General features: G+C 65.1%; 13 protein-coding genes. 12 read left to right on the top strand and 1 reads right to left on the bottom strand.

Annotated features, from left to right (window positions below; translation table 11 throughout):
- Positions 1–7: 7 nt before the first annotated feature.
- Together paaI and paaK are read left to right on the top strand one after the other, a co-directional pair.
- Positions 8–493: a hydroxyphenylacetyl-CoA thioesterase PaaI gene (paaI, locus tag ACFOSU_RS05900; RefSeq protein WP_380687450.1), complete on the top strand. Its 486-nt coding sequence runs from the start codon at positions 8–10 to the stop codon at positions 491–493.
- 74 nt (positions 494–567) lie between these two features.
- The gene (gene paaK / locus ACFOSU_RS05895) at positions 568–1,884 is read left to right on the top strand and encodes a phenylacetate--CoA ligase PaaK (protein WP_380687448.1); all 1,317 of its coding nucleotides are present in this window, start codon (positions 568–570) and stop codon (positions 1,882–1,884) included.
- A 55-nt stretch (positions 1,885–1,939) separates the two neighbouring features.
- Here paaK and ACFOSU_RS05890 read toward each other — a convergent pair whose 3' ends face one another.
- On the bottom strand, positions 1,940–2,893 hold the full coding sequence (locus tag ACFOSU_RS05890) for a helix-turn-helix domain-containing protein (protein WP_380687446.1): 954 nt from the start codon (positions 2,891–2,893) through the stop codon (positions 1,940–1,942).
- A gap of 218 nt (positions 2,894–3,111) precedes the next feature.
- Between ACFOSU_RS05890 and ACFOSU_RS05885 the strand changes: the two genes are divergently transcribed.
- The 10 genes from ACFOSU_RS05885 (at position 3,112) to ACFOSU_RS05840 (ending at position 12,912) form a co-directional block, all read left to right on the top strand.
- Positions 3,112–3,249 carry a hypothetical protein gene (locus ACFOSU_RS05885; RefSeq protein WP_380687444.1) on the top strand — a complete coding sequence of 46 codons (138 nt, stop codon included), beginning with the start codon at positions 3,112–3,114 and terminating at the stop codon, positions 3,247–3,249.
- On the top strand, positions 3,246–4,697 hold the full coding sequence (locus tag ACFOSU_RS05880) for an aldehyde dehydrogenase family protein (RefSeq protein WP_380687442.1): 1,452 nt from the start codon (positions 3,246–3,248) through the stop codon (positions 4,695–4,697). The genes ACFOSU_RS05885 and ACFOSU_RS05880 overlap by 4 nt, the downstream gene beginning before the upstream one ends.
- Before the next feature lie 64 nt (positions 4,698–4,761).
- Entirely contained in the window at positions 4,762–5,904 is a 1,143-nt protein-coding gene (locus tag ACFOSU_RS05875) for an amine dehydrogenase large subunit (RefSeq protein WP_380687440.1), read from the top strand.
- Between the two features lie 10 nt (positions 5,905–5,914).
- Positions 5,915–6,454: a MauE/DoxX family redox-associated membrane protein gene (locus ACFOSU_RS05870; protein WP_380687438.1), complete on the top strand. Its 540-nt coding sequence runs from the start codon at positions 5,915–5,917 to the stop codon at positions 6,452–6,454.
- Positions 6,455–6,456: 2 nt separating this feature from the next.
- Positions 6,457–7,056 (top strand): methylamine dehydrogenase accessory protein MauD, encoded by a 600-nt coding sequence (gene mauD / locus ACFOSU_RS05865; RefSeq protein ID WP_380687436.1) that lies wholly within the window; start codon positions 6,457–6,459, stop codon positions 7,054–7,056.
- Between the two features lie 15 nt (positions 7,057–7,071).
- Entirely contained in the window at positions 7,072–7,596 is a 525-nt protein-coding gene (locus ACFOSU_RS05860; protein WP_380687434.1) for a methylamine dehydrogenase light chain, read from the top strand.
- 4 nt (positions 7,597–7,600) lie between these two features.
- Positions 7,601–8,140 carry a cytochrome C gene (locus ACFOSU_RS05855; RefSeq protein ID WP_380687432.1) on the top strand — a complete coding sequence of 180 codons (540 nt, stop codon included), beginning with the start codon at positions 7,601–7,603 and terminating at the stop codon, positions 8,138–8,140.
- Positions 8,141–8,197: 57 nt separating this feature from the next.
- The gene (locus tag ACFOSU_RS05850; RefSeq protein WP_380687430.1) at positions 8,198–9,568 is read left to right on the top strand and encodes an alginate export family protein; all 1,371 of its coding nucleotides are present in this window, start codon (positions 8,198–8,200) and stop codon (positions 9,566–9,568) included.
- Positions 9,569–9,702: 134 nt separating this feature from the next.
- Positions 9,703–11,277 (top strand): sulfatase family protein, encoded by a 1,575-nt coding sequence (locus ACFOSU_RS05845; protein ID WP_380687428.1) that lies wholly within the window; start codon positions 9,703–9,705, stop codon positions 11,275–11,277.
- A 168-nt stretch (positions 11,278–11,445) separates the two neighbouring features.
- Positions 11,446–12,912 (top strand): amidase, encoded by a 1,467-nt coding sequence (locus tag ACFOSU_RS05840; RefSeq protein WP_380687426.1) that lies wholly within the window; start codon positions 11,446–11,448, stop codon positions 12,910–12,912.
- Positions 12,913–13,484 lie beyond the last annotated feature (572 nt).

The following is a 13,484-nucleotide window of genomic DNA, read 5'->3' as shown; positions in this document are numbered from 1 at the left end:
ACAGGGCATGGAAGTCAGCGAACAACCCGACGCCGTGGCGGCACCCGCCGACCCGCAGCAACTGGCCGAAGCGGTGGCCGCAGCCATGCTCGAACGCGATGCCGCATCCACGATGCTCGGCATGCAGATAGAGGCCGCGGGCCCGGGCTATGCACGCGTGGCGATGATCGTCAGGGACGACATGGTCAACGGTCACCAGACCTGTCACGGCGGCCTGATCTTCTCGTTGGCCGACAGCGCCTTCGCCTTCGCCTGCAACAGCGACAACCAGAACACCGTGGGCGCGGCCTGCAATATCGATTATCTACGCCCAGGCCTTGCCGGTGACCGGCTGGTCGCCGAGGCAGAGAAACGCTTCGGCGCCGGCCGTAGCGGCGTCTATGACGTGACCGTGCGCAATCAGCGTGACGAGATCATCGTGCTGTTCCGCGGCAAGTCGCACCGCGTGCGCGGTGAAGTGCTGGAGACCATGCGCGACAACGCCGCCCGCTGAACCCGAACGCTGACGACAAACAACAATGCGCCGCGACCACGCCGGCGCCGAACCGACACCGAGAGGAGATCGACATGGCAGCCCAACTCGAAGCCACCCCGTTTCTGGATCCCATCGAAACCGCGCCGCGCGCCGAACTGGAAGCGCTTCAGCTCGAACGCCTGAAATGGTCGCTCAAGCACGCCTACGAGAACGTGCCGCGCTACAAGGCCAAGTTCGACGCCGCCGGCGTGCATCCGGATGACCTGAAAACGCTGGCCGATCTGGCGAGGTTCCCGTTCACCACCAAGCAGGATCTGCGCGACGCTTATCCGTTCGACATGTTCGCGGTGCCGCGCGAGAAGGTGGCGCGTATCCATGCCTCCAGCGGCACCACCGGCAAGCCGACGGTGGTGGGTTATACCGCCAACGATATCGAGACCTGGGCCAATCTGGTCGCGCGCTCCATTCGCGCGTCGGGCGGCCGGCCCGGCGATATCGTGCATATCGCCTACGGCTACGGCCTGTTCACCGGCGGGCTGGGCGCCCACTACGGCGCCGAGAAACTTGGCTGCACGGTGGTGCCGATGTCCGGTGGCCAGACCGAGAAACAGGTCCAGCTGATCTGCGACTTCAAGCCGCGCATCATCATGGTCACGCCCTCCTACATGCTCAATCTCATCGAGGAGTTCGAGCGCCAGGGGCTGGACCCGCGCGAGTCGTCGCTGGAGATCGGTATCTTTGGCGCCGAGCCGTGGACCAACGCCATGCGCGAGGAGATCGAGCGCCGCGCCGGTATCGATGCGGTCGATATCTATGGCCTGTCGGAAGTCATGGGCCCGGGCGTGGCCAACGAATGCGTCGAGACCAAGGATGGGCCGGTGATCTGGGAAGATCATTTCTACCCGGAGATCATCGACCCGCTCACCGGAGAAGTGGTGCCGGAAGGCGAGCCGGGCGAACTGGTATTCACTTCGCTGACCAAGGAAGCGCTGCCGATCATCCGTTATCGCACCCGCGATCTCACCCGGCTGCTCGCCCCGACCGCGCGCTCGATGCGGCGCATGGACAAGATCACCGGTCGTTCCGACGACATGCTGATCATCCGCGGCGTGAACGTCTTCCCGACCCAGATCGAGGAGATCATCTGCCAGCAGAAAGGCCTGGCGCCGCATTACCTGATCGAACTCACCCGCGACGGCAATCTCGATCATGTCGCACTCACCGTCGAACGCGCCCACGACTTCGACGATCACAGCACCGAGGACGAGACGCTGAGCAGGCTGCAGCAGCACATCAAGTCCTATATCGGCATCACCACCAACATCACCCTGTCGGCGGTGGGCACGCTCGAGCGCTCACTGGGCAAGGCCAAGCACGTGATCGACCGGCGCGTGGCCGGCAAAGACTGAACGGCCCGGCCAGCCGTCCGGCAATGGCGTGTTCGGCCGCCGATCGGTTCGTCGGCTAGTGGTCGCCGTGCTCGCTGCGCCACAGGCTCGGCGGCTGGCCGAAGCGTTCCTTGAAGGCGCGGCTGAAGCGGGCGCTGTCGCCGAATCCGTGGGCCTGGGCGATGTCGGTGATGCTTTCCTGCCGGCGAGCGGTGGCCGCCAGCGCATCGCACGCATGGCGCAGGCGGGTTTCGGTGATCAGCCGTGCCGGGGTCAGGCCATGGCGTGCGAGCAGGGCATACAGGCTGCGCCGCGACACACAGAGCGCGGCCGCAAGGCGCGCGGGGGTGAGATCGCTGCTTGCCAGATGGGTGGCGATATAGTGCTCGGCGCGCTGCAGGCGCTGATCGTCCAGCGCCGACTCGTCCGGCTCCGCGGCGCGCGAAAAGGTTGCCGCCAGCATCGCACCCACCGCCTGCATGACATCGGCCGTGCCCGGATCGTCCGCGGCCGGGCGCGAACGGGCCAGACCGGTGATCGCGCCAAGTGCGGCCTGCATGGTCGGCATGTCGCCCAGCTCGGTTGCGCTCATGCGCTCGGCGTAGCGGGGCAGGCGGCTGTCGACGTCGTAGGGAATCAGCAACACCGCCAGACGCGCGCCGTCGCTCAGGCGAATGCGATACGGCCGGGTGGTATCGCACAGCGCGGCGTGGCCCGGGGCGAGACATACCGAGCGGCGATCCTGCGACAGCTCCAGCTGCCCGGCCAGTTGCCACATCACTTTCAGATAGCCGGCGCTGGCGCGCCGGGCGAGCACTGGCGTGCGATCCACGGAAGACGCGGCCGAGCCGATATGGGTCAGGCTATAGTCGCCGAGACGACAGCTGCTGGCGCTGGCCTGAAACGGCGTACAGGAGTGGTTAGCCATCTCCAGCGTTGGGAAATGAGCGTTGACGAAGTCGTGCCAGCCGCCGAAATCCTCGAATCGGGCGGTGCCGGATGTGTTGTTTAGCCGCTGCGGATGCTGCATCGGATGGTGTCGCCCCTGGTGCTGGTTTTGGCTCTGGTCTTGGGTCTGGCGCCAAAATTGAGTTTCGGCGTTCACGCGCGCAATTCTCGCGCCAAAGCGCGGGTTTTCGTTTTTCTGCCGCGCCGATGGTCTGGTTTAACCCACCCGGCGTGGACTGTCAAAAACCGGTTGCACATGCACTAAAACGCGCTCGATGCTGCACGCCAGGACAACAGGAAATGCACGCAGCGACATGCGCAGCGGGCGACGGCCGGGGCAATCTCGATGGCATGGATACCGGTATTGCCGCCGCGGCGCTCGACGCGCTTGGCCCCGGCGATACCACCGACATGCCAGCGATCGAGGAGAACACGTGAGCCAGACCTACCAACATTTCATCGCCGGTGCCGCCGTGGCTGCGTCCGACGGGGCCACGATGATGCTGCCCGATCCCGCAACCGGCGCCACGCTGGCCACGGCCGCCGCCGGTACCGCCGCCGACGCCGACAAGGCGATCGCCGCGGCCCACGCCCAGTTGAAGGGCGGCGCCTGGTCGCAGATGAGCGGCGCCGATCGCGGCCTGTGTATTCATCGCCTGGCCGATCTGGTCGAACGCGACGCAGACGCGCTTGCGGACATGGATGCCCATGCCATCGGTCGGCCGCCGGTCGAGCCGCGCATGCTCGATCTGCCCAACGCGATCGGCACGCTGCGTCACGCCGCCGGCTGGGCCGACAAGATCGAAGGCCGCACCATTCCCACGCCCGGCTATATGGGCCGGCCGACCCTGTCCTATACCGAGCGCCTGCCGGTGGGCGTGGTCGCAGCCATCGTGCCCTGGAATACGCCGCTGATGATCACCTGCTGGAAACTGGGCGCGCTGCTCGCGGCCGGCTGCGCGGTGGTGATCAAGCCGGCCGAGCAGACGCCGATGTCGGCGCTGCATCTGGCCAGGCTGTGCCAGGAAGCCGGTATTCCGGATGGGGTGGTCAACGTTGTCACCGGCGACGGTGCGACGCTGGGCCCGGTGCTGTGTGAACACCCGCAGGTGGCCAAGATCACCTTCACCGGCAGCCCCGAAACGGGCGCGGCGATCCAGCGCCTGGCGGCGCCGCTGTTCAAGCACGTTGCTCTCGAACTGGGCGGCAAGAGCCCGCAGATCGTATTCGACGATGCCAATCTCGAAGCCGCGATCGGCGGCTGTGCGATGGGCCTGTTCTTCAATCAGGGCCAGGTCTGTGCCGCCGGCACGCGTCTGCTGGTGCACGAGTCCATTGCCGAGGCCTTCACTGAACAGCTATCGGCCGTGGCCAAGAGCATCCAGGTCGGCAATCCGGCCGACGAAAGCACCCAGATGGGCGCGGTGGCGAGCCGCGGTCAGTTCGACAAGATCAACGACTATATCCGGCGCGGCAGCGACGAAGGCGCGCAGCTGCGCGCCGGCGGCGTCAGCGAGGCAGGCGACGGCTGGTACGTTCAGCCGACCGTGTTCGCGGCGGCAACCAACGACATGAGCATCGCCCGCGACGAGATCTTCGGCCCGGTCGGCACCGTGATTCCGTTCGCCGACGAGGCCGAGGCGATCGCCATTGCCAACGACACGCGTTACGGCCTGGCCGCGACCGTCTGGACCGCCGATGTGGCCCGCGCCCATCGCGTGGCGCGTCAGATCGAGGCAGGCGCGATCGGCATCAACGCCTGGGCGCCGATCGACGCGCGCCTGCCGTGGGGCGGTTTCAAGGACAGTGGTCTGGGCCGTGAATGCGGCCTGTCAGGCGTGCTCGCTTATACCGAGGAAAAGACGACGACGGTCGTGCTCGACTGATCGGCGCCATGACGATTTGCATCAATCTTGCAGCGCACCAGCGCACAGGACAATGAGGGAAACCATGAAGACAACGCTCAATCGCGCCGGGGGGCTGGCGGCTTTCGCAGCACTGGCGATCAGCACCACGGCCTGGGGGCAGCTGCCGGCCGATACCATCGGCACCACCAAGCTGGACCCGCCCGGGCCGCATCGCGCCTATATCATTGACACCGAGTTCGAGAACGCGACCACCGGCAAGGTCGTCGTGGTGGACCCGGAAAACAAGAAGATGCTGGGCATGATTCCGACCGGCTATCTGGCGCCGTCGGTGCTGTCCCACGATGCCAAGACGCTGTATTCGGCGGATACCTTCTGGTCGCGCGGCGTACGCGGTGAGCGCACCGACGTGCTAACTGCCTGGGACACGCAAACGCTCGAGCCGCGCTGGGAAGTGAAGATTCCGAAGAAGCGCGCCAATATCCTGATCGAGCGCTACATGCTCACGGTCAGCGACGACGACCGCTTCGCCTATGTCTACAACTTCACCCCGGCGACCTCGGTGACGGTCGTGGATACGACAAACCGGGACGTGGTCGGTGAGATCGATATCGCCGGCTGCTCGCTCAACTACCCGATCGGCGATCGCGCCTTCGCCTCGATCTGCGGCGACGGCACGTTCCAGCAGGTCAACCTCGACGACAGCGGGCACGAGGTATCGCGTACGCGCACCAAGTTCTTCGAGCCCAACCAGCTGGCGATGAACGAACGCGCCGTGCGCAACGGCGATATGTACTACTTCGTCACCCTCGACGGCAGCATCCAGCCGATCGACGTGTCCGGCAAGACGCCGACCGTCGGCAAGCGCTGGTCGCTGTTCACCGACGCCCAGCGCAAGAAGGGCTGGGGCGTGGGCGGCTGGCAGCTGATGGCCATCGCGCCCAAGCTCAACCGGCTCTATGTGCTCGTGCACCCGGACCACGGCGATCGCAACTGGGAAGACCCGAGCAACACGATCTGGGCCTATGACCTGGATAGCCACGAGAAGGTGGCCGAGCTGACCACCGACAACTATGTCTGGAGCCTGCGTGCCACCAGCGACGACGAACCGCTGCTGCTGGGCATCAATATCGACGGCGGTCTGGACGTGTTCGATCTGACCGACAACACGCATACGACCACGGTGGACGGGATCAGCAAGATCCCGGCACTGGTGCTCAGTCACTAGGAGTCATGTGATGGTGATTCATCCCATTCTCACCCTGTCGGCGTCGCTGATCGTGGCCGTGATCCTGTTCGCCGCGGCCAGCCACAAGTTGCGCGCGCCGCTACGTTTTGCGCGTCAGCTCGAGGACTATGACCTGTTGCCACCGGCCGCCATCGCGACCGCGGCGCGTGCCGTGCCGCTGGTGGAAGTCCTGATCGCGATCGCGCTTCTGATACCGGCGGGACGCGCCTGGGGTGGCGCGAGTGCGGTGCTGCTGTTGGCGGTGTACACCGCTGCGATCGCGATCAACCTCCGGCGCGGACGCCGCGATATCGACTGCGGCTGCAGCGGTCCCGGGCTGGAACGCCCGATCACCGGAGCGCTGGTGCTGCGCAATACGGTACTGATCGCGCTGGCCCTGCTGGCGGCGTTGCCGATGAGTGCGGCGGCGCTGCACGGATTCGGTCTTTTCCTGATCGCGGCGGTCGTCGCTGCCGGTCTGATCCTCTACACCGCGATCGAGGGCCTTGCTTCCAACCAGCCGCGCCTGAAATCGCTTTCCGGGAGATAGTCATGGACGTTGCTCTGATTTCGCAGATCCTGCTCTGGATCGTGGTCGTCGCCCTGGCGTTCGTCGTCATGGCGCTGGTGCGCCAGATCGGCGTACTGCACTCGCGTATCGCACCCGCCGGTGCGCTCATGCTCGACAAGGGGGCGGCGGTGAACAGTCCCGCGCCCCAGGTCACCGCCGTCGATCGGCAGGAACGGCCGGTCAACGTCGGCTACAAGAGCGAGCGTGGCCAGCTGCTGTTCTTCCTGTCGCCGACCTGTCCGATCTGCAAGTCGCTGCTGCCGAGCCTGCGCTCGCTGGCGCGCAGCTATCGCCGCGAACTGGACGTGGTCTATGTCAGCGACGGCGATGCGTCCTCGCAGCAGGCGCTGATCGCCGAGCACGGCCTCGAGGACGCCACCTACGTGGTCGGCCCCGAGATCGGCATGACCTATCAGATCGGCAAGCTGCCGTATGCGGTGCTCATCGACGCCGACGGCGTACTGCGCGCCAAGGGCCTGGTCAACAACCGTGAGCACCTGGAAAGCCTGTTCGAGGCCCAGTCGATGGGCGTGGGCTCGTTGCAGGAATACATGCACGGCAAGCCGCGTGCGGCGCAATAAACACCGGGGGAAAACATGAAATTTATAGACCGTTTCTTTGAACGTTCGACTCGCCACGTGGCGCACTCGACCTCGCGCCGCAATGCGCTGTGCAAGTTCGGCTCGTGGATCGTGGCCGGCACCGCGCTGCCGCTGATCCTGCCCGTGGATCGCATCGGCGGCAACGCCCACGCGGCCGAAACCGGCACGCCCGGGGACCCGGGCGACCCGCAGAGCTGCGACTACTGGCGCTACTGCTCGATCGACGGCTTTCTGTGCACCTGCTGCGGCGGCTCTATCACCGCCTGCCCGCCGGGCACGGACGTATCGGAAGTCACCTGGGTCGGCACCTGTCACAACCCGGCCGACGGGCGCGACTACATCATTGCCTACAACGACTGCTGCGGTAAGCAGGCCTGTGGCCAGTGCGCCTGCAACCGCAACGATAGCGAACAGCCGTTGTACCGGCCGTTCAACAACAACGACATCAACTGGTGCCTGGGTGCCGAGCATCTGACCTACAACTGCACCATCGCGACCATTCGCGGGGTGGCGAGCTAGCGTCATGGCCGGGTGTGCTGTCATTGCGCGGACCACGCTGGCGGCGGGCGCGCTGCTCGTCGCCGCTGCGGTCTGTGCCCAGAGCCTGCCGGGGCCGAACAATCGGCCGGCGCCGGGCAACGAGAATCTCGCCGCCACCGCGCGCGATGCGAATTACCAGCCGCAGGTGAACTACCAGCTGGAATGTTCGGGCTGTCATCTGGTGGACGGCGAAGGGGCGCGGGCCAACGACGTGCCGCGGATGAAGGGCTTCGTCGGCCATTTTCTCGACGTCGAGGGCGGGCGTGAATTCCTGGCGCGGGTGCCGGGCGTGTCTCAGTCGAGCTTCAACGACGCCCAACTCGCGGCCCTGCTCAACTGGGTGCTGACCGGCGGCATGGCCGGCGCCAGCGCACCGCATGACTTCAAGCCGTATAGCGCCAGCGAGGTCGGCCGGCTGCGTGCCGAGCCGCTCAAGGAAATTGCCGGCGCGCGCAATGCGCTGCTCGAACGCATGCGCGACAAGGATATCGCCATCGAGGACGGTCTCGCGGGGCGACCGTAACCACCGTCGGGCGTGCGCTGTGAAGCACGTCCGGCATTCATAACTCAGGGGGAAATCATGTCCATCATTTCACTGCGGGGCGCCGTGCGTGCCAGCATCGCCGCGACTGCGCTGTGTGCCACTACCCAGGCGGGTGCCTATCAGCTGTATGACGACGGCGCCTCGGTCATCAATCTGGATATCGAAGTCGCACTCGGCGTGTTCAACAGTCAGAAGGCCTATGCGCAGGTGTTGCGTACAGAAGACGCGAGTCCCACATGGCAGGAGGGCTATGCCAAGTACGGTTTGAGCGCGGCGCATGCCTTCGACGGCGCGGGCAGCGTCTACGGTGCGTTCAACCTGCTCAGCTCCGCCACCCGCGGCGACGGCGACGCCGGTGGCTTTAGCACCGGCAAGGAAGAGGACACCCAGGTCGAGGACGCCTATATCGGCTGGCGCTCGGGCGATCTCGTGCCCTGGCTGGGCGAGGACGGCATCGATCTGTCCTTCGGCAGCCAGAGCTTCACCATCGGCGACGGTTTTCTCGTCAACGGCGATTCGCTCAACTTCGGCGAAGGCTTCGAGCCGCTCGCCGACGCCGGCATCGCGCCGAACGGCCTGAGCCGCGGTGGCGCCTATTGGCTCGCCGCCCGCAAGGCCTTCGATCAGACCGCCATTCTTCGGATTGGCGGTGATACCGGCGTTCATATCGACGGCTTCTGGCTGGATTCCGACAACAAGGCCCAGGCCGAGATGGAACTGGCCGGCGCCAATCTGGAATATCGCGACGCCACCTACGGCACGGTCGGGCTGACCTATCTCAAGGGCCTCGACGTCGACGACGAATCGGCCGAATTCCTCGGCTACCAGCACCGCGACGGTCAGGAAACGCTGGCCGTGCGCGCCAACGGCAGCCTGGGCGTGGAGAACCTGTTCCTGTCGGCTGAATACGTCGACCAGGACAACGGCGACAACTATGTCGGCGACGGCGACGACCATGCCTGGTACGGGGAAGCCGGCTGGACCTTTGCCGCCGTGCCCTGGTCGCCCAAGCTGACTTATCGCTATTCGACGTTCTCGGACGGCTTCGACCCGCTGTTCTTCGGCTTCAATCGCGGCTACGGCACCTGGTTCCAGGGCGAGGTGGCCGCCAACTATGCCGGGCCCTTCAACAGCGATACCGACGTCCAGCATGTGGGCCTGGCGCTGGCGCCTTCGGAAACCGTCGAACTCGGCGCGCTGTTCTTCGACTTCGACGACGCCGGCCAGGGCTTTCTCGACGGCAACGAGTTCGATCTCTATGCCCAGTGGGTCGTCAACGAGCATCTGGTGCTGAGCCCGCTGGTCGGCTTCTACACGCCCGACAAGTCCGCTTCCCAGGGCGGCACCCAGATCGGCGACAACGACACCAATATCTATTCGCAGGTGATTGCGATCATCAATTTCTGAGCGGCCGGGTGGCCGGGACACAGTCGCCGATGCGAGCGGCGGCGCAGGGCGAATTAAAAAGGGACGGTCTTTCTTCATCAGCGTGCGTGCGTAGCGATCGGCGGGAGCCGGACACGACATGAGAGGTTTGAGAAATGAGATACGGAGTAGTGGCTGCCTGTCTGGTTCTTCTACTTGTCGGCACCGTGGCTGCCAACGCCGCTGAGGCCGCCCGGGACAAACCCAATATCCTGCTCATCGTTGCCGACAATCAGTCGGCCGGGCTGCTCGGCAGCTACGGCAACCCGGATATTCTCACGCCGAACATCGACCAGCTGGCGACACAGGGCACCCGCTTCACCCGGGCATTCGCGGCCAACGGCATGTGTTCGCCGACCCGCGCGACGCTGCTGACCGGCTTGATGCCCGACCAGCACGGTCTGCACGACTGGCTCAACGATGCCCAGATGACGACGTTGCCGCCCGACTGGTCCGCTGTCTCCGAGTTTCGCACCATTCCCTATACCTTGAAGGAGAATGGATACAGCACGGCGATGATCGGCAAATGGCATATCGGCCAGCCCTGGAAGCCACAATTGGGCTACGACTACTGGGTCACCTTCGAGCATGGCCACACGCTGGATTTCTGGGACAAGAACATCATCGACAATGACCGCCAGTATCGCGTCACCGGGCAGCACGTCGACGATTTTCTGGGCAAGAAAGCGGCCGCCTATCTGCGCGACCACGCCAACACCGACAAGCCGTTCTTCATGGAGTTGTCGTTCAGCGGTCCGTACATGAATCCGCCCACGAACATGGGCCCGGCCCGCAACAAGTTCTATTCGTACTACGAGAAGCAACCCCTGACATCCTTCCCGCGTGAAGCGATCAGCCAGAACTATATCGACCAGATACTCGACTCCGCGGGCGACGAGAAGCTGAGTTTCCTCGACCGCATCCTGCGGGTGGTCTTGAGCAAGATGGCCGGCTCGCAGCAGACGATCGCCAACATGGCGTCGCAGAACACCCATGTCGATGCCAACGTCGGGCGCGTGCTCGATGCGCTGGGGGAAAGCGGGCTGCAGGACCACACCATTGTCATCTACACCTCGGATCAGGGCGTCTACTACGGCCAGCACGGGCTCTGGACCCACACGATCCTGAGCGAGCCGTCGACCCTGCATGAAACCGCGCTGCACGTTCCGCTCATCGTCAGAAAGCCCGGCGCCGCAAAGGGCAAGGTCGTCGATGCGCTGATCGGCCAGTACGACATCCCGGTGACGATCCTGGCCCTGGCCGGGATACAGCAGGACCTGCCGGCGTCGCCGGGCAAGAGCTTCGAGGACATGCTGGACAACGGGCACGGCGGCGCGCTGCATGACGCGATCTTTTACGAACAGACCGAGACCCGGGGCATTCGCACTGATCGGTTCGCGTACTGGAAGCGCATGGACGCCGAGTTTGGCGACGATCGTCTGTACGACATGAACCGCGATCCCGATCAGACCCAGGATCTGGCGAAGGAGGCCGACTATCAGGATGTGGTCAGCGATCTCTCGCAGCGGATGGACGCGTTCTACAAGGAATACAGCAATCCCGCCTATGACCTCTGGCACGGCGGAACGGCGAAAGGCACCTTGTCCTATCCGGACAAGTTCAAGGCCCGATTCGGTCGAGATTGGCACCTGGAGACCCGGACCGTGGCACCGTTCGCAGACCACCAGTAAACGGAGCCACGGTCCGTGCTATCCACGCGCGCATCCTCGCGATTCCGAACTTGCCGCCTATTCGGCCGTGGGCCGGCGCGCAGCCGCGGATGTCAGCGGGCGGTGGTTTTGCGGCGGCGAATCGCGAGCGGTCATACTCGGGGTCTGTTGTACCGGGTGAGGATTGGTTTGTCCGATAACGCATCGCAGCGCGCGGTCGCGCAGGAAGAGATTGTGGCGCTCGGCGCCGTGGCGCTGTCCGGGATGATCGGGGCCCGGACGATATCCTGTCGTGAGGTGATGACCGCGTATCTTGCGCATATCGACAGGGTCAATCCTCGCGTGAATGCCATTGTTTCGCGACGCGATCCTGATGTCCTGCTCGCCGAAGCCGATGCCTGCGACCGTGAGTTGGCGCGTGGCGACTATCGTGGCTGGCTGCACGGCATTCCGCAGGCGATCAAGGACCTTTCGCCCACCGCGGGTATCGCCACCACCTTCGGCTCACCGCTGTTCGCCGACCAGATACCGTCCAGGGACGGGCTGATGGTCGAACGCATGAAGACGGCCGGTGCGATCATCATCGGCAAGACCAATACGCCGGAGTTCGGGCTGGGTTCACAAACCTATAACCCGCTGTTCGGCGCCACCCGCAATGCCTACGATCATGCGCTGACCGCCGGCGGTTCCAGCGGTGGCGCGGCCGCAGCTCTGGCCATGCGCATGCTGCCGGTCGCCGACGGCAGCGACATGATGGGCTCGCTGCGTAACCCGGCGGCGTTCAACAATCTGTTCGGTTTGCGGCCCTCGTTCGGGCGGGTGCCACAGGCGCCGGTGCCGGATGTATTCGGCCAGCAGTTGGGCACCGAAGGGCCGATGGGCCGCAGCGTGGCCGATGTCGCCCAACTGCTCGCCACCCAGGCCGGCCCGGACGCCAGTGCACCTTTATCGATTGCCGAGGATCCCGCCCGATTCGCCACCGACCCGCGTGGCGACACGCAGGGTCTGCGTATCGGCTGGATCGGTGACTGGCAGGGTTATCTGCCGATGGAAGACGGCGTGCTCGACGTCTGCGAACAGGCGCTGCGGCGGCTGGAGACGATCGGCTGCGTTGTCGCGCCGATGACACCAGACTTCGACCCGGCCCGGCTGTGGCGCTGCTGGAACACGCTGCGTCACTGGGCGGTGGCCGGCAAGCTGGCACCCCTACACGCCAATCCGGATACGCGAGGCCGGCTCAAACCCGAAGCCTGCTGGGAGATCGAGCACGGCCTGGCGCTGAGCGCGCTGGATATCCACCATGCCAACGTCGAGCGCAGCGCCTGGTATCAGGCCCTGCGACGCTGCTTCGACCGCTTCGACGTGCTGGCCATGCCCAGCGCCCAGGTGTTCGCTTTCGATGCCGCCACGCACTGGCCCACCGAGATCGCCGGTCATGCGATGGACACCTATCACCGCTGGATGGAAGTCGTCATCGGCGCGTCGCTGGCGGGTGTGCCCGCGATGAACGTGCCCGCCGGTTTCGATGCGCGCGGCCGCGCCATGGGCGTGCAGCTGATCGGCCCGCATCGGGCGGATCTTGCCGTGTTGAGGCTGGCTGCGGCCTACGAGCAGGCGGCGGACGACGTGCTAGCCAAGACGCCCGAGTGGCGATAGCGGCGCCCGGCCGACCGCGAACAGGCTCTGGGACAGATCGCGCGATGCGTTGGTAACACGCCGACGTCAGCGGCCAAGCTTTCGAGCGCGCGAATGAAGTCGCACTGCTTCGTGGCGCCGGCCGCTATGGCGACCATCTGGCGACCACCGCAGGCACGCTGCAGGGCGCGCTATTAATCGGTTGTTCCCGCATCGCTGCATCTAACCACGAATAGCCTGCGGTAGCGCATCCCGCCCCTCGATCCGATGCGCCCTGCAGATCGAGTGGGGAATCCGCAGCGTTGTCCGTCGGGATAAAAGGTCTTCCGGTAAAAGGGTAGCGCAGCGTAGGAGGCCCGGGAAGACGGCGGGCGAGGCATCCGCCTGCGCTCGGATACCCCGCGACGGTTGATCCACAAGCGCGAGATAGGCCGTTTGCCTTCCCGTGGCCCGACCCGCTGTTCACGCCGCGTCCCGTTGCTCATGGCGCAGCATGTCCGCGTTCAGGACTTTTTCGCCCTAACCGATTGCGTTCGGAGTCAGCATTGGTTAGCGTTAATGCAATATAGTGCATAAATCCTGCTGCTGTTCGT

It is taken from the genome of Salinisphaera aquimarina, assembly GCF_042643355.1.
Taxonomy (GTDB): Bacteria; Pseudomonadota; Gammaproteobacteria; order Nevskiales; family Salinisphaeraceae; genus Salinisphaera; species Salinisphaera aquimarina.
This window is presented reverse-complemented; position numbering and strand designations above follow the sequence as displayed.

Excerpts from the sequence above, each read along its gene's own strand:
- paaI (WP_380687450.1), top strand. The coding sequence starts at position 8 with ATGGAAGTCAGCGAACAACCCGACGCCGTGGCGGCACCCGCCGACCCG.
- paaK (WP_380687448.1), top strand. The coding sequence starts at position 568 with ATGGCAGCCCAACTCGAAGCCACCCCGTTTCTGGATCCCATCGAAACC.
- ACFOSU_RS05890 (WP_380687446.1), bottom strand. The coding sequence starts at position 2,893 with ATGCAGCATCCGCAGCGGCTAAACAACACATCCGGCACCGCCCGATTC.
- ACFOSU_RS05885 (WP_380687444.1), top strand. The coding sequence starts at position 3,112 with ATGCACGCAGCGACATGCGCAGCGGGCGACGGCCGGGGCAATCTCGAT.
- ACFOSU_RS05875 (WP_380687440.1), top strand. The coding sequence starts at position 4,762 with ATGAAGACAACGCTCAATCGCGCCGGGGGGCTGGCGGCTTTCGCAGCA.
- ACFOSU_RS05870 (WP_380687438.1), top strand. The coding sequence starts at position 5,915 with ATGGTGATTCATCCCATTCTCACCCTGTCGGCGTCGCTGATCGTGGCC.
- mauD (WP_380687436.1), top strand. The coding sequence starts at position 6,457 with ATGGACGTTGCTCTGATTTCGCAGATCCTGCTCTGGATCGTGGTCGTC.
- ACFOSU_RS05860 (WP_380687434.1), top strand. The coding sequence starts at position 7,072 with ATGAAATTTATAGACCGTTTCTTTGAACGTTCGACTCGCCACGTGGCG.
- ACFOSU_RS05855 (WP_380687432.1), top strand. The coding sequence starts at position 7,601 with ATGGCCGGGTGTGCTGTCATTGCGCGGACCACGCTGGCGGCGGGCGCG.
- ACFOSU_RS05850 (WP_380687430.1), top strand. The coding sequence starts at position 8,198 with ATGTCCATCATTTCACTGCGGGGCGCCGTGCGTGCCAGCATCGCCGCG.
- ACFOSU_RS05845 (WP_380687428.1), top strand. The coding sequence starts at position 9,703 with ATGAGATACGGAGTAGTGGCTGCCTGTCTGGTTCTTCTACTTGTCGGC.